The organism is Curtobacterium flaccumfaciens, from assembly GCF_013359815.1.
In the GTDB taxonomy this organism is placed as follows: Bacteria; Actinomycetota; Actinomycetes; order Actinomycetales; family Microbacteriaceae; genus Curtobacterium; species Curtobacterium flaccumfaciens.
Window position 1 is genome coordinate 94,039 of record NZ_JABMCF010000028.1, and the last position, 19,548, is coordinate 113,586.

General features: G+C 73.4%; 16 protein-coding genes and 1 tRNA gene. 14 read left to right on the forward strand and 3 right to left on the reverse strand.

Annotated elements, in window-relative coordinates:
* The first annotated feature begins 4 nt into the window (after positions 1–4).
* The 12 genes from proB (at position 5) to HP445_RS01515 (ending at position 14,038) form a co-directional block, all read left to right on the forward strand.
* Entirely contained in the window at positions 5–823 is an 819-nt protein-coding gene (gene proB / locus HP445_RS01460; RefSeq protein WP_217499638.1) for a glutamate 5-kinase, read from the forward strand.
* Between the two features lie 413 nt (positions 824–1,236).
* Complete coding sequence (locus HP445_RS01465; protein WP_128781311.1) at positions 1,237–2,502, forward strand: glutamate-5-semialdehyde dehydrogenase; 1,266 nt, start codon at positions 1,237–1,239, stop codon at positions 2,500–2,502.
* A gap of 40 nt (positions 2,503–2,542) precedes the next feature.
* A complete protein-coding gene (locus HP445_RS01470; protein WP_035807661.1) occupies positions 2,543–2,743 on the forward strand; it encodes a hypothetical protein in 201 nt (66 codons plus the stop codon).
* An 11-nt stretch (positions 2,744–2,754) separates the two neighbouring features.
* On the forward strand, positions 2,755–3,354 hold the full coding sequence (gene nadD, locus HP445_RS01475) for a nicotinate-nucleotide adenylyltransferase (protein WP_027464719.1): 600 nt from the start codon (positions 2,755–2,757) through the stop codon (positions 3,352–3,354).
* Positions 3,351–4,865 carry a hypothetical protein gene (locus tag HP445_RS01480; protein ID WP_128781312.1) on the forward strand — a complete coding sequence of 505 codons (1,515 nt, stop codon included), beginning with the start codon at positions 3,351–3,353 and terminating at the stop codon, positions 4,863–4,865. The genes nadD and HP445_RS01480 overlap by 4 nt, the downstream gene beginning before the upstream one ends.
* A 132-nt stretch (positions 4,866–4,997) precedes the next feature.
* On the forward strand, positions 4,998–5,372 hold the full coding sequence (gene rsfS / locus HP445_RS01485) for a ribosome silencing factor (RefSeq protein WP_027464721.1): 375 nt from the start codon (positions 4,998–5,000) through the stop codon (positions 5,370–5,372).
* A gap of 108 nt (positions 5,373–5,480) precedes the next feature.
* Positions 5,481–5,553 (forward strand) — tRNA-Ala (locus tag HP445_RS01490).
* A 79-nt stretch (positions 5,554–5,632) separates the two neighbouring features.
* Positions 5,633–6,556, forward strand: coding sequence for an aldose 1-epimerase family protein (locus HP445_RS01495; protein WP_128781313.1), 924 nt, complete (start codon positions 5,633–5,635; stop codon positions 6,554–6,556).
* On the forward strand, positions 6,535–8,052 hold the full coding sequence (locus tag HP445_RS01500; protein WP_128781314.1) for an anthranilate synthase component I family protein: 1,518 nt from the start codon (positions 6,535–6,537) through the stop codon (positions 8,050–8,052). The genes HP445_RS01495 and HP445_RS01500 overlap by 22 nt, the downstream gene beginning before the upstream one ends.
* A 46-nt stretch (positions 8,053–8,098) precedes the next feature.
* Positions 8,099–8,968: a hypothetical protein gene (locus HP445_RS01505; RefSeq protein WP_175330763.1), complete on the forward strand. Its 870-nt coding sequence runs from the start codon at positions 8,099–8,101 to the stop codon at positions 8,966–8,968.
* Positions 8,965–10,593 carry a DNA polymerase Y family protein gene (locus HP445_RS01510; RefSeq protein WP_084741164.1) on the forward strand — a complete coding sequence of 543 codons (1,629 nt, stop codon included), beginning with the start codon at positions 8,965–8,967 and terminating at the stop codon, positions 10,591–10,593. Before HP445_RS01505 ends, HP445_RS01510 begins: the two co-directional genes overlap by 4 nt.
* A gap of 34 nt (positions 10,594–10,627) precedes the next feature.
* On the forward strand, positions 10,628–14,038 hold the full coding sequence (locus HP445_RS01515; protein ID WP_128781315.1) for an error-prone DNA polymerase: 3,411 nt from the start codon (positions 10,628–10,630) through the stop codon (positions 14,036–14,038).
* Between the two features lie 63 nt (positions 14,039–14,101).
* On the opposite strand, the gene HP445_RS01520 is transcribed toward HP445_RS01515, so the two are convergent.
* Together HP445_RS01520 and HP445_RS01525 are read right to left on the reverse strand one after the other, a co-directional pair.
* Positions 14,102–15,613 (reverse strand): sensor histidine kinase, encoded by a 1,512-nt coding sequence (locus HP445_RS01520; RefSeq protein ID WP_084741168.1) that lies wholly within the window; start codon positions 15,611–15,613, stop codon positions 14,102–14,104.
* Positions 15,610–16,287 (reverse strand): response regulator transcription factor, encoded by a 678-nt coding sequence (locus HP445_RS01525; RefSeq protein ID WP_017885962.1) that lies wholly within the window; start codon positions 16,285–16,287, stop codon positions 15,610–15,612. The genes HP445_RS01520 and HP445_RS01525 overlap by 4 nt, the downstream gene beginning before the upstream one ends.
* Positions 16,288–16,458: 171 nt before the next feature.
* On the opposite strand from HP445_RS01525, the gene HP445_RS01530 reads away from it, so the two are divergent.
* Positions 16,459–16,797: a hypothetical protein gene (locus HP445_RS01530; protein WP_027464726.1), complete on the forward strand. Its 339-nt coding sequence runs from the start codon at positions 16,459–16,461 to the stop codon at positions 16,795–16,797.
* A 59-nt stretch (positions 16,798–16,856) separates the two neighbouring features.
* Here HP445_RS01530 and HP445_RS01535 read toward each other — a convergent pair whose 3' ends face one another.
* A complete protein-coding gene (locus tag HP445_RS01535; protein ID WP_128781316.1) occupies positions 16,857–17,951 on the reverse strand; it encodes an FUSC family protein in 1,095 nt (364 codons plus the stop codon).
* Between the two features lie 80 nt (positions 17,952–18,031).
* On the opposite strand from HP445_RS01535, the gene HP445_RS01540 reads away from it, so the two are divergent.
* Positions 18,032–19,276, forward strand: coding sequence for a phosphotransferase enzyme family protein (locus HP445_RS01540; RefSeq protein ID WP_071405569.1), 1,245 nt, complete (start codon positions 18,032–18,034; stop codon positions 19,274–19,276).
* The last annotated feature ends 272 nt before the right edge of the window (positions 19,277–19,548 follow it).

The window sequence follows — 19,548 nt, forward strand, 5'->3', positions numbered from 1 at the left end:
CGGCATGACCGACACGACCGCCCGCACCGACCTCGGACCCGTCACACGGCGCGAGGACATCCCGCGTGCGCGGCGGATCGTGGTCAAGGTCGGCTCGTCCTCGGTCAGCGGTGACGCCGCCGGCCAGATCGGCCCCCTGGTGGACGCGCTGGCTGCCGCCTACGGCCGGGGGACCGAGGTCGTGCTCGTCTCGTCCGGTGCGATCGCGACCGGGTTCCCGTTCCTCGGACTCGAGGGCCGACCGGACGACCTCGCCACGCAGCAGGCGGCGGCTGCCACCGGGCAGAACGTCCTGATGTTCCGGTACCAGAAGGAACTCGACCGGCACGGTGTCGTCGCGGCGCAGATCCTGCTCACCGCCGGTGACCTGCAGAACCCCACGCACCGGGTGAACGCCCAGCGCGCCATCGACCGGTTGCTCGCCCTGCGCGTGCTGCCGATCGTGAACGAGAACGACACCGTCGCCACGCACGAGATCCGCTTCGGCGACAACGACCGGCTCGCAGCCCTGGTGGCCCGGCTGCTCGGCGCCGACGCCCTCGTGCTGCTCTCCGACGTCGAGGCGCTCTACACGGCGCCCCCGGAGCAGCCCGGCGCGACCCGCATCGACGAGGTGCCGTTCGGCGACGAGCTCGCCGGGGTCACCTTCGGCTCGATCGGCACCGCCGGTGTCGGCACCGGGGGAGCGGGGACCAAGGTCGCCGCCGCGCGGCTCGCGGCCGAGGCGGGCACCGCGGTGCTCGTGACCGACACGGCGCTGGTCGACCGCGCGCTGGCCGGCGAACACCTCGGTACCTGGTTCCACGCCGCACCGCGTCCCTGACGCAGTCCGCGCCGCGCCCGCCGGTGGCCGCGAGCGGTCACGACTCCCCGTCGGGACGGCGCCGACTGGTCGGAGACCGTCGGTGTGGGCGTCGCGGAGCGACGGTCTGTGACCGCGCGCGTGGCGCAGGACGACGTGTCGTGACCGGTCGGTGGGGTGGACGCGACCGCCTGGAGGCCCGGTGCGGGTGCGCGAGACCGGTGCCGGGCCTCCAGGCGGTCACGGCTCCCCGTCGGGACACCGTCGTGCGGTCGGGAACCGTCGGCGCGGGCGTCGCGGAGCGACGATCGGTGACCGCTCGGCAGGCGGGTGACGACGTGTCGTGACCGGTCGGCGCGGCGGACCTGGCCTGGAGGCACGGCGAGCGTCCGGCAGGCCCGTCACGAACCGAGGGGCGGACCTACAATCGGTCCATGTCGTCCATCGCGCCCGCCCCGACCCTCACCGACAAGCTCGTGGCGGCACGGGCCGCTTCGTCGGCGCTCGCGACCGCGACGACCGCCGTCAAGGACGCCGCCCTCGGTGCGATCGCCTCGGCAGTGCGTGCCGCGACCGACGAGATCGTCGCCGCGAACCACGACGACCTCGTCGCCGGCGAGGACGGCGGACTCTCGTCCGGGCTGCTCGACCGGTTGCGACTCGACCCCGTCCGGATCGAGGCCCTCGCCGCCGCGGTCGAACACGTCGTCGGGCTGACCGACCCCGTGGGGGAGCACGTGCGCGGGTCGCAGCTGCCGAACGGACTCCAGCTCACCCAGGTGCGCGTGCCGTTCGGTGTCGTCGGGGCCATCTACGAGGCACGCCCGAACGTCACCGTCGACATCGCCTCCCTCGCGCTCAAGTCGGGCAACGCCGTCGTGCTCCGCGGCGGATCGGCCGCCCAGCACACGAACGCCGTGCTCGTCGCCCGGATCCAGGACGCGGTCGAGTCGGTGGGGCTGCCCCGCGACCTGGTGCAGACCATCGACGAGTTCGGCCGCGCCGGTGCCACCGAGCTCATGCGGGCACGGGGCCTGGTCGACGTGCTGATCCCGCGGGGGAGCGCCGCGCTCATCCAGACCGTCGTCACCGAGTCGCAGGTGCCCGTCATCGAGACCGGTGCGGGCGTCGTGCACGTGTTCCTCGACGCGTCCGCGCCGGAGCAGCGTGCGGTCGACATCGTCCTGAACAGCAAGGTGCAGCGGCCGAGCGTGTGCAACGCCCTCGAGACCCTCCTGGTGCACGAGGCCGCGGCCGAACGGCTCCTGCCACTGCTGGCCGACCGGCTGCGGGCGTCCGGTGTGACGCTGCGCGGCGACGACGCCACGCGGGCGATCGTGCCCGGAGTGCTCCGCGCCACCGACGACGACTGGGCGACCGAGTCGATGGACCTCGACCTGTCGATCCGCGTCGTGCCCGACGTCGACACGGCGATGGCGCACATCGCCCGGTGGTCGACGCACCACACGGAGTCGATCGTCACGAACGACGTCGACACCGCCGAACGGTTCCTGGCGACCGTCGACTCGGCGGTCGTGATGGTGAACGCCTCGACCCGGTTCACCGACGGCGGTGAGTTCGGTTTCGGGGCCGAGGTCGGCATCTCGACGCAGAAGCTGCACGCGCGCGGTCCGATGGGCCTGCCGGAGCTCACGAGCACGAAGTGGATCGTGCGCGGGTCCGGGCAGATCCGCGGCTAGACTGAACGGCGTCTTTCCCCGACCGAACGGAGCACGAACGATGACCCTCCTCGCAGAAGCTGCTGAGCACGCCTCCGGGGCGCCCGCGTTCGTGTTCCCGATGGTCGGCGCCCTCTTCTTCATCTTCCTCGGCTTCGTGACCTGGAGCTTCCGCGACGTGGCCTACCGCCACTCCCAGAAGTTCGAGGCCACCCGCCACCACGAGACGGGTGTCGACGAGTTCGGTCACACCAAGATCTGACCGACCACTCGATGCTCGAGACCACCGGACGGCCACGCATCGGCGTGATGGGTGGCACGTTCGACCCCATCCACCACGGGCACCTGGTCGCGGCGTCCGAGGTGGCGCGGGCGTTCGACCTCGACGAGGTCGTCTTCGTCCCCACCGGACAGCCGTACATGAAGTCCGACGTCACCGACGCCGAGCACCGGTACCTGATGACCGTGATCGCCACCGCGTCGAACCCGATGTTCACCGTCAGCCGCGTGGACATCGACCGCCCGGGGCCGACGTACACCGTCGACACCCTGCGGGACCTGCACGAACAGCGACCGGATGCCCAGCTCGTCTTCATCTCGGGCGCAGACGCCGTTCAGCAGATCGTCGACTGGAAAGACCATGATGGTCTCTGGGACCTCGCGCACTTCGTGGCCGTGACGCGTCCGGGACACGCCTTGAGCCTCACCGGATTGCCCGAGCGGGACGTAAGCTTGCTCGAAGTCCCTGCACTGGCCATATCCTCGACGGATTGCCGTGACCGGGTTCGACGGGGGTTCCCCGTCTGGTACTTGGTTCCCGACGGTGTCGTCCAGTACATCTCCAAGCACCATCTGTATCGGAGCGTTGCATGAGTTCGTCCGACGCGCAGCCGCCCCTGTCGCGGCGCCAGGCGCGCGAGCGGGAGCGTGCCGCCGCGGCCGGTTCGCAGCCCGCGACGCCGCCCCCGACCGTCGCCGCACCCGCCGCCGAGACCGCCGAGTCCCGTCGCCGCCCCGGGTCGCACGTCGCCCCGGCCCCCGGTGGCCCCGCCCAGTCGTCCGCGCCGGCATCGGCGCAGACCGACCCCGGCTCTGCCCCGTCCGTCCCGGTGTCGGCGCCCGCGGCCGGTGTGCCGCCGTTCCCGCCGGCCTCCGCGACCGAGATCGTCCCCGGCAGCGGTGGGCTCACCCGTCGGCAGATCCGGCAGCTCCGTGCCGCCGAGCGCCAGGCGGTCCTGCCGGTGCCGCTGCAGAACCCCACGCCCCAGTCGTCCGACCGCACCGTCGAGGACGTCCTCGGGTCGGTGGACACAATCGACCCCGCCGCGCCGCAGAGCGCTCCGGACGCCGAGGCCGCGCACGACGAGCAGCCCGCTGCCCCGACGGTCCTCGACCAGGCCGCCGTCGCCCAGGCCACCGAGGCCGACGGGTCCCCGGACGCGCTCGAGCCCCTCGACGAGGCCGCTGCGCACGCCGAGGAGCCCCGCCGTCACCGGTCGACGTGGTCGCCGCCCGCCGACGTCACCGAGTCCGACGCGTCCGCGACCGACGTCCCCGAGTCCGGTGCGCCGGAGACCGACGTCCCTGAGTCGGATGCGCCGGTGAACGACGCCCCTGCGGACGAGACGACCGACGTCGCCCCGGCGGACGAGTCGTCCGAGGACGCTCCGGATCGGTCTGCCGACGACGCTCCCGCTCCCGCTGCCGGGTCGCAGCCCGCCCTCACGCCGGTGCCGATCCCGACGAACGCCGCAGCAGCGACCCCCGCGGTGTTCCCGCTCTCGCTCGACGCCGAGGACGACGACACCAACGAGGTGCCGCTGCCCGAGCCCGCGACCGAGGCCCCGAAGGTCCCCGCCGCGTTCCAGCGTCCGACCGAGCCGAAGCCGGTGACCACGGCCTTCGCGCCGCCCGCCGGCCACTGGTCGCAGCAGGCGCACGACTCGAACGACTCCGAGGTGCACGACGCCGAGACCGGCACCCGTCGCGTCGCGGTGACGAACACGAACGCGATCATCCTGCCGAACTCGGCGCTGGCCGACCCCACCGGTGCCCTCAACGCGACGGGCGAGGTGATCCTGACCGGGTCGATCGACCTGCCGGCGTCGCTGTCGTCGACGGGGTCGCACCGGCCGATCGACGGCGCCGAGGTCGACCGCCTGCTCGAGCAGCAGGACGAGCAGCCCGAGACCGATGCCAGCCCGGTGCGGGCCAGCCGCGCGGTGTCCAGCCACACCTCGACCCGTCAGGTCGTGCTCGCCGCCGCCAAGCCGAAGGAGTCGCGCACGCCGCTGATCCTCGGTGTGACGGTCGGCGCGGTCGGGCTGGCCGCGGCCGGCGTCATCATCACCGCACTGCTCACCACCCACGCGTTCGGCGGCTGACCGCTGCCGTCCTCGACGTCCGTTCTCCACCACCCCGCCGACCCTGGCCTGGCCGCTGTCGGCGGGGTGGCTTATGATCGTGACCCATCAAGCGAACCGGCTGTCCGTCGGTTCGACGACCGGAAGGAATCCGTGACCGCCTCCACTCGCGCACTGGAACTCGTGCAGGCCGCAGCACTCGCGGCCGACGCCAAGCAGGCCGAGGACCTCGTCGCTCTCGACGTGACCGGGCCGTTGCAGCTCACGGACGTGTTCCTGCTCGCAACCGGTCGGAACGAGCGCAACGTGCAGTCCATCGCCGATGCCGTCGAGGAACGACTCCTCGAGCTCGGTGCCAAGACGCTCCGCCGCGAAGGCCGTACCGAGGGCCGTTGGGTCCTCATCGACTTCGGCGAGATCATCGTGCACGTCTTCCACGACGAAGACCGCCAGTACTACTCGCTCGAGCGTCTCTGGGCCGACTGCCCGACGATCCCGCTCGAGCTCCCGGTGGACCACACCGCCTGATCAGCGACGCGCCCGGGTGACGGCTTCGATTTCGTTGCCCGGCGTTCGCATGGTGTACGCTTCTATGGTGCCTCCGGGGAACCGGTTGGTACGGAAGCAGCACGATCTGGGTCTGTGGCGCAGCTGGTAGCGCACCTGCATGGCATGCAGGGGGTCAGGGGTTCGAGTCCCCTCAGATCCACCCTCAACCCCGCCGTTCCTCGGAACGGCGGGGTTTTTCGTACGCCCGGCGGGACTCGGTGGCCCGATACGCTGAGCGCATGAGCAACGACGCGCCGCTGTCCGGGTCCCCGCTGACGATCGCCTCCGCCGGGTACACGGCCGACATCGCCACCGTCGGAGCGACACTGCGGACCCTGCGGCACGAGGGCCGAGACCTGGTCGTCCCGTTCGACGCCGACGAGGTCCGCCCGGTCTTCCGTGGTGCCGTCCTGGCCCCGTGGCCGAACCGGATCGTCGACGGCGAGTACTCGTTCGGCGGCGTCGATCACGAACTGGCCCTCACCGAGCCCGCACGGCACCACGCCCTGCACGGACTCGTCGCGTGGACGGACTTCCGCGTGCAGGAGCAGGCGGACGACCGCGTGGTGCTCGCCACGACCGTCCAGGCGCAGCAGGGCTACCCGTACCGCGTCGAGGTCACCGTGGAGTACCGGCTCGACGCCGAGGGGCTGCACACCACGATCACCGGGACGAACACCGGGGCCGAGGACGCACCGTGGGGGACCGGCCCGCACCCGTACCTCGTCGCGGGTACCGGCGCCGTCGACGACTGGACCCTCACCCTCCCCGCCGCCCAGGTGCTCGAGGTGACGCCGGACCGGCTCATCCCGACCGACCTGGTGCCCGTGCACGACGAGTTCGACCTGCGCACGCCCACGCTGATCGGCGACCGGTTCATCGACCACGCCTTCACCGGCTTCGACCGCGACGCCGCCGGCCTCGCCACCATCGCGGTCACGGCGGCGGACGGTCGCGGGGTCCGTGCGACCTTCGGGCCGGAGTGCGGCTGGGCGCAGGTGCACACCGCCGACCACGTCGTCCCCGAGTACCACCGCGTCGGTCTCGCCGTCGAGCCGATGACGTGCGCCCCCGACGCCTTCAACGACGGCGCGGACCGCGGCCTCGTGGTGCTCGCGCCCGGTGCCTCGCACGCCGCCGCATGGACGATCGCCGCGATCTGAGCACCCCCGACCCCGGCGTCCGCGTCGAGGTCCGCCGACTCGACGCGGCCCCCGACCTCGCGGCCCTGGCGACGCAGGTCGCCGGGGACGTGGTGTGGCTCGACTCCGGCCTGCCCGACGGTGCCCCCGCCACGGCTCGGCCCCGGGCACGCTTCTCCGTGCTGGCGTGGACGGACGGGCCGTTCGCCGCCCGGTTCCGGCACCAGGACCGTCGCGCGCACCTGACGGTCGCCGCGTCCGCCGAGTGGTGGTTCGGGCCCGCCCGATCCGAGGAGCGTCCGGCCTTCGCGGTGCTGGCGGACCTGCTCCGACGCACGCCCCGCCTGCCCGAGCCGGTCGTCGGGTGCGGGTTCGCGCTGGGCTGGGTCGGGTTCCTCGGCTACGAGCTCGGCCGCGAGTCCGGCGGCCCGGACCGCACCGCCGACGGGCACGCCGACGCCGACCTGCGGTTCGTCGACCGAGCCGTCGTCGTCGACCACACCGGTGGCGCCTGGGCGCTCGCGCTCGTCGCCGACGCGGAACCGGCGGCCAGCGCACGGAACCGCGCGTGGCTCGAGGAGCTCACCACCCCCACGACGTCGGCCGGCGTCGTGGACGCGGCCACGGGCCTCCCGGCCGGGGTGTCCACGGCGACCGGACGCGTCACGCGCGCCGCCTACGAGCGGGCGGTCGACGCGTGCCGCGCGGAGATCCGCGAGGGGAACGCGTTCCAGGTCTGCCTCACCACCGCCTTCGCGGTCGGACTGGAGGCCCGTGGCGGCCCCGGTACGGACCCGCACCTGGGCGAGTACCTGCGGATGCGGGCGGCCGACCCGGTGCCGTTCGGCGCGTTCCTGCGGCTCGGCCCGCTGCGCGTGGCGAGCCGGTCCCCGGAGCGGTTCCTGCGGATCGACGCGGCCGGAGCGGTGCTCGCGGAGCCGATCAAGGGCACGCGGCGGCGGCTCGCCGACGCGGTGGCGGACGCGGCCGCGCGGGACGACCTGGCGGCGAGCCCGAAGGACCGCGCCGAGAACGTGATGATCGTCGACCTGCTGCGGAACGACCTGCTGCGGACCGCGGTGCCCGGGTCGGTGCACGTCGAGCGGCTGTGTGCCGTCGAGACGTACGCCAGCGTGCACCAGCTGGTCTCGACGATCGGGGCGGTGCTGCCGCCGGGGACGTCGCGGGCCGACGTGGTGCACGCGGCGTTCCCGCCGGGGTCGATGACCGGCGCGCCGAAGAGCAGTGCCACGGCGATCGCGGACCGGCTCGAGGGAGCGCCGCGCGGGGTGTACTCGGGCGCGATCGGGTACTTCTCGACGAGCGGGGCGGTCGACCTGTCGGTGGCGATCCGTAGCCTCGTGACCGTGCTCGACGAGTCGGGGGCGGTGCGATCCCGGACCCTCGGAGCAGGGGGAGCGGTGACCTGGTCGTCGGTGCCCGCGGACGAGGCGGACGAGGTCGAGACCAAGACGCGCTCGGTGCTCGGCGGGGTCGGGGCGGTCGCCGGCTGGTGAGCTGTTGCCCTGATCCGAACACGTGTTCGACCAGGACTGTCCACGGATGTCGGACGCGATTGACATCATCGAACGCATGTTCGAATATGAGGGCATGCAGACGGCGGCGGCACTCCGGTCGCCCACCCCGGACCGGGGCGGGCGGAGCGGTGCTGCACGCGGCGGCAACGGTGCGGGCGGTGGCGGTGCGCGCCGTGGGCCGGACCACCTGAGCGATGCCCGGGCCGCGCTCGACCGCATCACGTCCCTGCGGTCCCGGGTGGCCGACATGGAGTCCACCCGGGTCGACACCGCCGGGCTCCCCACCGCCCCGGCACTCGAACCCCTGCTGCCCGGCGGCGCGATCCGGGTCGGTGGCACCTACGCCGTCCCCGAGTCGGTGCTGCTCGCGATCACGATGCTGCAGGCGGCCTCGGCAGCCGGGGCGTGGTGTGCGGTCGTCGGGGTGCCGTCCTTCGGGATCGAAGCCGCCGCCGCCGCGGGGATCGACCTCGAACGGCTCGTGCTCGTCCCCGATCCGGGTGACCAGTGGCTCGCCGTGACGGCGGCGATGGCCGACGTCGCCCAGATCGTCCTCACCCGACCGCTCGGCCGGGTCGTGCCGGGCGACGTGGCACGGCTGTCGGCTCGGCTGCGACAGCGCGGTGGTGCACTCGTGGCGCTCGGCTCCTGGCCCGGGGCGGACGTCACGCTGCGGGTCACGTCCTCGACGTGGAGCGGCATCGGTCAGGGCCACGGCCACCTGACGGAGCGCCGGGCCACCGTGACCGCGACCGGGCGTGCCGGCGCGGTGCGTCCGGCGACCGCCGAGCTGCTCCTGCCCGCGGCCGACGGTGCGGTCCGGGCCGCCACACCGGTGCCGACGGTGGGCTCCGGGGACACCCGCGTGCTGCGGCCCGTGGCGGTGGCGTCGTGATCGCCTCCGGGCGCGTCCGGACCGACGCGATCACGCGTGGGGCGGCACTGCCCGAACCACCCCCGACCCGGACGATCGTGCTCTGGTGCCCGGACTGGCCGGTCATCGCGGCGGCTCGGGCCGGTGGCACCCCGCCGGAGCAGCCCCTCGCCCTGACCGCGAAGGGGCTCGTGTTCGCGAGCTCTGCGTCCGCGCGTGAGCAGGGTGTCGTGCGGGGGCTCCGCGTGCGTGAGGCGCAGGCGCGGTGCCCCGAGCTCCTCGTGCAGCCCTACGACGACGCCCTCGACCACCGCGCGTTCGAGCCCGTCATCCGTGCGGTCGAGGCGGCTGTCCCCGGGGTCGAGGTGCTGCGGCCGGGCACCCTCGCGCTCCGCGCCCGCGGGCCGGCCCGGTACTACGGCGGTGAGCGCGCGGCGGCGGCGACCCTCGCCGGCATCGCCGCCGACCACGGCGCCCCCGCGGTGCGGGCCGGGGTGGCCGACACCCCGTTCGCGGCGGACCAGGCCGCCCGGGCCCGTCCGGTGCGTCCCGGCGAACGGGTGCGGCTCGTGCCCGTCGGGGGATCGGCGGACTTCCTCGCGCACCTGCCGCTCGGTGTGCTCGGCGACCCCGACCTCACGACGGTGCTCGACCGGCTCGGCATCACCACGCTCGGCGACTTCGCGGCACTCGGCGACGAGCAGGTGCGGGACCGCTTCGGCGTGGCCGGGGCGTTCCTGCACCGGTTGGCCGGGGGCCGCGACCCCCGCGAGATCGCGGCGCGGGAGATCCCGCCGGAACTCCGGGTCGAGGCGTCGTTCGAACCCCCGCTGGACCGTGCCGACCAGATCGCGTTCGCGTTCCGGCGTTCCGCCGACGACTTCGCCGAGCGACTCCGGGCCGCGGGGCTCGTGGCGACGACCATCCGTGTGGGGATCGTCGACGAGCGCGACATCCTGCTCGAACGGACCTGGGCGCACCCGCGCTGGTTCGACGCCGCCGACGTGGTCGACCGGGTGCGGTGGCAGCTCGCCGGCGGGGTGGACCCCAGCGGGCTCGAGGCGCCGGTCACCTCGGTCGTGCTCGAGCCGGTCGCCGTCGACGACATGGCGAACCACGAGCGCGGGCTGTGGGGCTCCGGCCCGGACGAGCGCGTGCACCACGGCCTCGCCCGGATCCAGGGCATGGTCGGCCACGACGGTGTGGTGAGTCCGCGCATCGGTGGGGGCCGCACCCTGTCCGAGCGCGTGGTGCTCGTGCCGTGGGGCGACGCGCCCGCCGGCGGTGAGCGAGCCCTGGCGACCGTCCGCGACCGACCGTGGCCCGGCAAGCTGCCCGGCCCGCCACCCGCCACCGTGCTCGAGCGCCCCCGACCGGTCGACGTCGTCGCCGTCGGCGGTGCGAGCGTCGACGTCGACGAGCGCGGCGTGCTGTCCGGCGCACCCGACCGGTTCCGCGCCGAGGGCGACCGGGGCGGCGGGTTCTCCGCCGTGACGGCCTGGGCGGGGCCGTGGCCGCTCGTCGTCCGGTGGTGGGAGTCCGGTGGCCGACGCCTGCACCGGCTGCAGCTCGTCGACGCCGAGGGGCGTGCCTGGTACCTGGTGCTGGCGGACCACCGCTGGTGGGCCGAGGCGATCGCGACGTGACCCCGACCACCACCACCGACAGGAGCGTGACCTGATGGGCTACAGCAACCCACCCATCCCGTGGTCGCAGTTCGAGCGCGCGCTGTCCGACAAGCGGAGCCCGGGCACGGCGCACGACGGCGACGGCGGCGACAGCCCCGCGTGGTCGCGGAAGCGCGAGCCGTACGTCCCGTCGCCGCTCGACACCGACGGTGGACCCGTCGTGCCGTACGCCGAACTGCACGCGCACTCGGCCTTCAGCTTCCTCGACGGCGCCAGTCAGCCCGAGCACCTGTTCGAAGAAGCTGCTCGGCTCCGGCTGCACGCCCTCGCGCTCACCGACCACGACGGCTTCTACGGGGCCGCCCGGATGGCCGAGGTCGCCGAGTCGTACCCGCAGGTCGGCACCGTCTTCGGCACCGAGCTGTCCCTGGGGCTGACCGAACCGCAGAACGGTGTGCCCGACCCCGAGGGCTCGCACCTGCTCCTGCTCGCCGACGGCCAGGACGGCTACCACCGGCTCGCCGGCGCGGTGACGAGCGCACACCTGGCCGCCGGGTCCGAGAAGGGCAGCCCGCAGTACGACCTCGACGACCTCGCCGCGCGGGCGGACGGGCACTGGCGGGTCCTCACCGGCTGCCGGAAGGGATCCGTGCGGCAGGCCCTCGAGCAGGGTGGCGAGTCCGCCGCCGAGACCGCGCTCCGGGTGCTGCTCGACCGGTTCGGCAGCCGCAACGTCGTCGTGGAGCTGCTCGACCACGGCGACCCGCTCGACAGCGCCCGCAACGACGCACTGGCCGCCCTCGCCGCGAAGCACGCGCTGCCCCTGGTCGCCACCGGCAACGTGCACTACGCCACCCCCGACCGGTTCCCGGTGGCGACCGCGCTCGCGGCGGTGCGCGCCCGGCGCAGCCTCGACGAGATCGACGGCTGGTTGCCGGCCGCCGACACCGCTCACCTGCGCTCCGGCGCCGAGATGGCCAGACGGTTCGGGCGCTACCCCGGTGCGATCGAGCGGACCGTGGAGCTCGCCGACGAGCTCGGGTTCCGGCTGAAGACCGTGCAGCCCGGGCTGCCCGACCTCGACGTCCCGGACGGGCACACCGCGATGTCGTGGCTCCGCGAGCTCACGTGGACGGGTGCCCGGCGGTTCTACCCCGGCAGCGCCGACGGCGTCGACCCCCGCAAGCGGGAGCGCATCGAGCGTGAGCTGTCCGTGATCGAGGAGAAGAACTTCCCGGGGTACTTCCTGATCGTGCGCGACATGGTGCAGTACGCCCGCGGTCGGGGCATCCTCTGCCAGGGGCGGGGCTCGGCGGCGAACTCGGCGGTCTGCTACCTGCTCGAGATCACCGCGGTGGACTCGATCCGGTACGGGCTGCCGTTCGAGCGGTTCCTGTCGGCGATGCGTGACGAGGAACCCGACATCGACGTCGACTTCGACTCGGACCGCCGCGAAGAGGTGATCCAGTACGTGTACGCCAAGTACGGCCGGCACAACGCCGCCCAGGTCGCGAACGTCATCACCTACCGGCCCAAGGGCGCGGTGCGCGACATGGCGAAGGCGCTCGGCCACAGCCCCGGGCAGCAGGACGCCTGGTCGAAGCAGGTCGAGCGGTGGGGGTCGGTGACCGAGAGCCAGGACCACGACATCCCGCCGGCGGTCGTCGGGCTCGCGAGCGACGTCCTCGGGTTCCCGCGGCACCTCGGCATCCACTCCGGCGGCATGGTGCTGACCGACCGTCCGGTGGGCGAGGTCGTGCCGATCGAGCACGCCCGGATGGACGGCCGCACCGTGCTGCAGTGGGACAAGGACGACTGCGCCTACATGGGGCTCGTGAAGTTCGACATGCTCGGGCTCGGCATGCTCGCGGCGCTGCAGTACTCGTTCGACCTGGCGGCAGAGCACTGCGGGGAGCGCTGGGAGATGCACTCCATCCCGAAGGAGGAACAGGGGGTCTACGACCAGCTCTGCCGCGCGGACACGATCGGGGTGTTCCAGGTGGAGTCCCGTGCGCAGATGGGCACCCTGCCCCGACTGCTCCCGCGGCGGTTCTACGACCTGGTGATCGAGGTCGCACTCGTCCGCCCCGGGCCCATCCAGGGCGGCGCGGTGCACCCGTACATCCGCCGGCGCACGGGCGAGGAACCGATCACCTACATGCACCCGGCGCTCGAACCCGTGCTCGAACGCACCCTCGGGGTCCCGCTGTTCCAGGAGCAGCTCATGCAGATGGCGATCGCGGTCGGCAACTGCTCCGGTGACGACGCCGACCTGCTGCGACGGGCGATGGGGTCGAAGCGCGGGCACGAGAAGATCGACCGACTGCGCGACAAGCTGTACGCGGGGATGGCGGACAACGGCATCCACGGGGCCGACGCCGACGCGATCTACGCGAAGATCCAGGCGTTCGCGAACTTCGGCTTCGCGGAGAGCCACTCGATCAGCTTCGCCCTCATCGTCTACGCGAGCGCGTGGATGCGGCTGCACTACCCGGGGGCGTTCCTGGCGGCACTGCTCCGGGCGCAGCCGATGGGGTTCTACTCACCGCAGACCCTGGTCGCCGACGCCCGACGGCACGGCGTCCGCGTGCTGCGACCGGACATCCTGCGGTCCGGGGTCGACGCCACGCTCGAACCGCTACCGGACGGGGATGCTCCTGCCGGTGCCGACGCGTGCCTGGCCGCCGAGCAGCCACCGGTGCTGCCCTTCGACAAGGCACTCCCCGACGACACCGCGAGCCACCGACGCGACGGTGCCTTCGCCGTGCGGCTCGGGCTCGCCGAGGTCGCGTCGCTCAGCCGGAAGAGCGCCGAGAAGATCGTCGCGGAGCGGGACGCCAACGGTCCGTTCCGCGACATGTCGGACCTGGCCCGCCGGGTCGGGCTCACCACGCCGCAGCTCGAGGCCCTCGCCGCCGCCGACGCCTTCGCCCCGTTCGACATCGACCGCCGCGGTGCGATGTGGTCGGCTGCCCAGGCGGCCGCCGAGCGCCCCGACCAGCTGCCGGACACGCAGGTGTTCGTGCAGCCGCCGCTGTTCGGGCAGATGACGAGCGGGGACGTGCTCATCGCCGACATGTGGTCGACGGGCATGACGACCGACGACCACCCCGTCCGGCACGTGCGCGACCGGCTCGCAGCCCGCCGGGTGCTCAGCGTGCAGGACACCGCGACCGCCGAGACCGGACGACGGGTCGAGGTCGGCGGGATCGTGACGCACCGGCAGCGTCCGGCGACGGCCTCCGGCATCACGTTCCTGAACGTCGAGGACGAGACCGGGCTGGTCAACGTCATCTGCAGCGTCGGGGTCTGGGGGCGCTTCCGCCGGGTGGCGCGGGAGTCCCCGGCGGTGATCGTCCGGGGCATCCTCGAGCGCTCGCCCGACGGGGTCGTCAACCTGGTGGCGGACCGCATCGAGCACCTGTCGCTGTCCGTCCGCACCCGCTCGCGGGACTTCCAGTGAGCGGTCTGCTCGGGTGAGCGGGCGTGCCCGAGTGAGCGGGCGTGCCCGAGTGAGCGGTCGTCCTCAGCGCACCTCGGGCAGGCTGATCGTGACCTCGAGCCCACCGGCGGGCACGTTGCGGAGCGACGCCGTGCCTCCCGCCCGTTCCGCCACCGCACGCACGATCGCGAGTCCCAGTCCCGAGCCGCCGGGCAGGGCGCCGGCACCGGTGGACGGGTCCGGGTTGGGGCGGGACGTCCGGGCCTCGTCCGGACGGGTGAAGCGGTCGAACGCCACCGGGATGAAGGACTCGGGCACGCCGGGGCCGTCGTCGGTGATCTGCAGCACGCCCTCGCCGCCGGTGCTCCGCCAGGACACGAAGATGCCGCCGCCGCGGGGGAGCGCGGCCACGGCGTTGCCCGCGATGTTCGTGACGAGCTGTGCCATCCCACCGGTGTCGATCCGGTACCGCGGTTCGACGGTGCCGCCGCCGATGCCCGGGCCGGAACCGCCGACGGCGACGGGCGGCTCGAGGTCGAAGTCGACGGTGACGTCCTTCGCCGACGCGATGAGCCGGACGCGGTCGACCGCGGCCATCACCTCGTCGCCGAGGTCCGACCAGGCGGTCTCGGGGCGCCGGTCGCCGTCCTGTTCACGGCGCTCCGACTCCTCGATCCGCGACAGGGCGAGCAGGTCGTTCGCCAGCCGTGACAACCGCGCGACGCTGTGCTTGGCGCGTTCGATGTGGGCGGCGAGGGCGGCGGCGTCGTTGCCGTCGAGCGAGGCGAGGTCGAGCTGGGTCGTCAGGATCGCCAGGGGCGTCCGGAGCTCGTGGCTGGCGTCCGACACCATCTGGCGTTCGCGCTCGGTCGCCTGCCGGGTCCGGGCGAGGAAGGCGTTGAGCGTGGTCGCCAGGGACGCCAGCTCGTCCTGGGCGGGGCCCACCGGCAGTTCGGCACGCTCCGGGGCGACGGAGAGCCGTTCGGCCTCGCGGCGCATCCGGTTCACCGGGCGCAGCGCGGTGGTCGCGAGCACCCAGGACGCAACGCCGAAGGCGAGCAGGATGGCCAGACCGGTCAGCGACAGCGTCGTCGTGAGGTCGTCGACGACGATGGCCTCGGCCTGCGAGTTGCGGGCGGCGACGACGGTCCAGCGGCCGGCCTCGTTGACGGGGTGCTCCACCACGACGCGGTACTCCGAGCCGGATGCCGTGATGATCGAGGTGCCGGCGGGGGTGGACCGCAGACTGCCGAGGGCCTGCTCGACACGATCGGGCATCGTCGACAGCACGATCTCGCCGGACGGGGACACGACGGCGACGAGCTGCGCGTTGCCCGGCGGCGAGAGGTCGGGGTCGCTGTCGACCTCGAGCGTGGCGACGTACGGGTCGGCATCGGCGTCGAGCAGGGTGCGGGTCGCACTCGCGACGACGCTCACCACCTGGAAGCGCATCACCAGGACGAGCAGCAGGATGACGATCGCGGCGATCGCCGTCGAGCCGATCGTGATCCGGGCACGCAGCGACAGCAGACGCAGCGGCCGGATCGGACCGCCGCGTCGACGGTCCGATCGTGGGGCGTCGTCGGCCCCGCTCACGCCCCGAGCAGATCCAGGCGGTACCCGCGACCGCGGACCGTGGCGATGGCGACGGTGGCCTCGTGCGCGGTGAGCTTCTTGCGGAGGTACGAGATGTACTGCTCGACCACGTTCGGGTCGACGTGCTGCGAACCGTCCCAGACCTCTTCGAGGATCTTCGGGCGGTCGACGACACTGCCGGCGGACCGGGCGAGCAGTCGGAGCAGGGCGAACTCGGTGGGGCTCACGGCGACGCGCTGGCCCTTGATCGAGATGCGGCGGGCCTCGGAGTCGATGGAGACGTCCCCGACCTCGATTGTTCGGGGTGCCCCGGCGGACTCACGACGGCCGAGCGCACGCAGCCGAGCGGTGAGCTCGGCGAAGGCGAAGGGCTTGGTGAGGTAGTCGTCCGCGCCCGCGTCGAGCCCGAACACGCGGTCGTCGACGGCATCGCGCGCGGTCACGAGCAGGATCCGCACGGGGTCCTCGCGCTCACGGATCCGCCGGGCGAGCTCGAAGCCGGACATGCCGGGCATCATCACGTCCACGACCGCCAGGTCGAACGCCTGCTCGCCGAGGGCGATGAGCGCCTCGACACCGTTCTCGACGGCCGTGACCCGGTACCCCTCGGCCGCGAGTCCGCGTTCCATCAGGGCACGCATCTCGTCGTCGTCCTCGACCACCAACAGCCGCATAGTGGACCTCCTCGGACCCATCGTGGCATCGAACCGGCGCGGAGGGCCGTTCTCCGGGTCCGACTCGCTGAATCTCGTCACAGGACGAGGCGGAACGGTCTGTCCCACGTTCTAGGGACGTGAGCGCCGCTTGCTTCGTTGCTAGGCTCCGGCAGCGGACAGCGCGACCCGATGCGCCGCCCGCACTGGGGGATCATGAACGACTCGATCGACCACCCGGCCATCGTGCGCCTGCGCGCCGAACTGGACGCCGCGTGGAAGGGCATCGGTGCGCTCGCGCAGCTGGAGGACGCACCGCGCGACCGCGTGGTCGCGGAACTGCGGACGGCGGTACCGGACGTGGCGAGCCGTGCTGCACGCGAGGTCGGCACCGAGGCCGTCGTCGCGGAGATCAGCCGGTACGCCGACGCCGGCATCCCGGGTGCGACCGCGACCGACGTCGTGCCGACCGCGGTGATCTGGTCGGACGTCGTGCGGACGGCGTCGGAAGCGGCCTGCGCGGCGCGCTGACGCCCAGCAGCGCGCCGACGCCCAGCAGCGCGCAAGCGCAACGTGCCGGTGTGCCGGCGCTAGTCGTCCTCGCCGAGCAGCTCGCCACGCACCCGTCGGATGTCCTCGAGCAGCGCCCCGATGAGCACCCAGTGCCGGGAGTTCGGCCGGACCACCTCGAGCGGCGCGGTGAGCGCCGGCTCGGAAGCCTCCGCCCACGGCCCGACGTCCGGCCGGGAGGCAGCGGTGTCCGCTCCGCCGACCCCGTCCACCGGGTCGAGCCGTGTCGATTCCACCCGAGCGCTCAGCGCCCGGACGTCCGCACCGATCCGTGCCACCTCGGTCGCGATGCCGTGCACCACCGGGTCGTCGCGCAGGTCCGGTGCGGTGTTGTCGCGGATCGCCCGGGTCATGCCGGTGACCCGGGTCACCAGGACGCGCAGGTGGTCGGTGGTCACCACGTCGCGGTCGAGGATCGTCCGGTGCCGGCCACTGCGCGGGTTCATCGTCAGGGACTCGCGCGCCGACCCCAGGGACGCCTCGGCCTTGGCGTGCTGCTGCCGCAGTGCGCGGGCCGCGACGAGCGCCTCGTCCCAGCGGTCGCGGTCCCACCCCTCGGTCAGGCCGATCGCGATCCGCTCGAACGCCACCGCGGTGTCGCGGGCGAGCCGGGCGACGGCGAGGTGCGCCGGTTCGAGCAGCACGGGCGGCACGATGAGCGCATTCACGACCAGGGCGACGATCGCACCGATCACGGTCTCGAGGATCCGGTCGGCGGAGTAGTTCGGCGTCACGACCCCGGCGGTGAGCACGAGCATCCCGCTGATCCCCACCTGGGTGGCGGAGGTCGGGGTGAGCCGGAGCGCCCAGGCGATGAGGATCGCGAGCACGATGACGAGCAGCACGACGAACACGCCGTCGCCGAGCAGCAGGTGGAACCCGGTGGCGAGCACGACGCCGATCACGACGCCCGCGCTCCGCTCGAGCCCCTTCACGAACGACTGGTTGATGCTCGGCTGCACCACGAGCAGTGCAGCGATCGCCGCGAAGGTGGGGAACGGCCCCTGGATGACCAGGCGGCAGAGGAGTACGGCCGCGACCACCGCGACGGCGGTCTTCACGACCTGCAGGAACGGCGTGCGACTGGAGCTGCGGAGACGCGCGACCGGGTTCACACCGACCACGGTAGCCACCGGCCGCGCGCCGAGCCGTGCACGAACGCGACGAAACCCGCGCGACACGGTTGACTGATGTCGTGTGGCCCAACCATGAGCGCGTCATCCCGCAGGCCTTCGCCGGCTCCGGGACCTCCGTGGTGGCCGCGCGGGCGCATTCCGTCGAGCCCTCGGGCAACGGCTACCTGTACGGCTACGAGGTCGACACGGTGGACCGCAACGGCCAGCGCGCCACGGTCCTGACCTACGTCGACACCGGCGGCACCCACGACCAGAACAGCGCGATCGTCACCGACCCGGCGACGGGCGACCCGGTGTCGGTGTGGGCGTACCCGAACGACCCCGGCCTACCGGTGCTGCCGCAGGTCACCTACCGCGATGCCGTCGCCGAGCTGCTGACCACGCTCGGCATGCCCGTCACCGACCCGGTGCTCACCGTGGCGGCGTACCGCCCGGGCAAGCGCGCGGTCGTGCGCGTGGACGCCCCCGAGCGCACCCTGTTCCTGAAGATCGTCCGTCCGCACCGGGTCGCGCCGATCGTGCAGTCGCACGAGCAGTTCGTCGCGGCCGGTCTGCCGGTGCCGCGTGTGCTGTCCAGCCGTGGCGACGGCCTGCTCGTGCTCGAGCGCATCCGCGGCGTGCCCGCCGGCAGCCGCATCCTCGACATCGCCGACGACCCCCGCTTCGTGGCGTCGCTCGCCGCGCTGAGCGGTCGGGTCGCCACCGTCCCGATGACCCAGCAGGCGCGCGCCGACGCGATGGACCACGCCGACTGGCACCGTCGCACGCTCATCGCCGCGCTGCCGCGTGACGCCGAGGAGATCGACCGCCTGTACGACGCCATCGGCCGCCGCTCCATCGGCTGGTCGAGCTCGACCAAGCAGGTCGTGCACGGCGACCTGCACCTGGAGCAGGTGTTCGTCGACGAGGACGAGCCGTGGCGCATCTCCGGCCTGCTCGACATCGACACCGCGGGCTGGGGCTTCCCGGTCCGTGACGTCGGCGCCGTCGTCGCCCACCTTGTGGTCACCGGGCTCTGGCACCGGTCCCGAGGCGACGCCGAGCGCGGCGCCGCCGCCGAGCGCCTCGCCGACGCGATCGCCCGCGACTGGGTCGCGCGCAACCCGCGCGAGGCCGACCGCATCGGACCCGCCATCGGCGCCCAGCTGCTCGCCCACGCCGGCGGCCAGGCGACCACCGGCTCCGCCAACGGGATCCAGACGGCCCAGCAGCTCCTCGCCGCGACGCAGGCCGCCCTGGCGGACGCGGCCCCGAGCCTCCCGACCGGTGGTTCGACGCGTCCGCGGTCCGCACCGCAGGTCTGAGACACGACCGGAGGACGGACTGGAGGCCCGGGTCGAGCCCGCCACGGGCCTCCCGTCCGCCGTCGCGACGCGCGCGGGCAACGCGACGGTCGCCTCCGTCGGTGGTCCGGGAGTAAACTGAGCACGCACGCACCGCGTTCCCGCGTGCCGCGTCGATTCCGGACGCAGCCGTCGATCACTTGATCGACGCGGGGACCGGGCCGTGACCGCCCCGAGGGGGCATCACGTGCGTGTGACGACGCCGGATCCCGGCGCGGACCGTCCGAACCTGC

Bases quoted from the DNA above. Each gene is read 5' to 3' on its own strand.
- HP445_RS01530 (WP_027464726.1), top strand. From the start codon at position 16,459: ATGCGCCGCCCGCACTGGGGGATCATGAACGACTCGATCGACCACCCG.
- proB (WP_217499638.1), top strand. From the start codon at position 5: ATGACCGACACGACCGCCCGCACCGACCTCGGACCCGTCACACGGCGC.
- HP445_RS01480 (WP_128781312.1), top strand. From the start codon at position 3,351: ATGAGTTCGTCCGACGCGCAGCCGCCCCTGTCGCGGCGCCAGGCGCGC.
- HP445_RS01500 (WP_128781314.1), top strand. From the start codon at position 6,535: ATGGACGATCGCCGCGATCTGAGCACCCCCGACCCCGGCGTCCGCGTC.
- nadD (WP_027464719.1), top strand. From the start codon at position 2,755: ATGCTCGAGACCACCGGACGGCCACGCATCGGCGTGATGGGTGGCACG.
- HP445_RS01465 (WP_128781311.1), top strand. From the start codon at position 1,237: ATGTCGTCCATCGCGCCCGCCCCGACCCTCACCGACAAGCTCGTGGCG.
- HP445_RS01495 (WP_128781313.1), top strand. From the start codon at position 5,633: ATGAGCAACGACGCGCCGCTGTCCGGGTCCCCGCTGACGATCGCCTCC.
- HP445_RS01470 (WP_035807661.1), top strand. From the start codon at position 2,543: ATGACCCTCCTCGCAGAAGCTGCTGAGCACGCCTCCGGGGCGCCCGCG.
- HP445_RS01505 (WP_175330763.1), top strand. From the start codon at position 8,099: ATGTCGGACGCGATTGACATCATCGAACGCATGTTCGAATATGAGGGC.
- HP445_RS01525 (WP_017885962.1), bottom strand. From the start codon at position 16,287: ATGCGGCTGTTGGTGGTCGAGGACGACGACGAGATGCGTGCCCTGATG.
- HP445_RS01515 (WP_128781315.1), top strand. From the start codon at position 10,628: ATGGGCTACAGCAACCCACCCATCCCGTGGTCGCAGTTCGAGCGCGCG.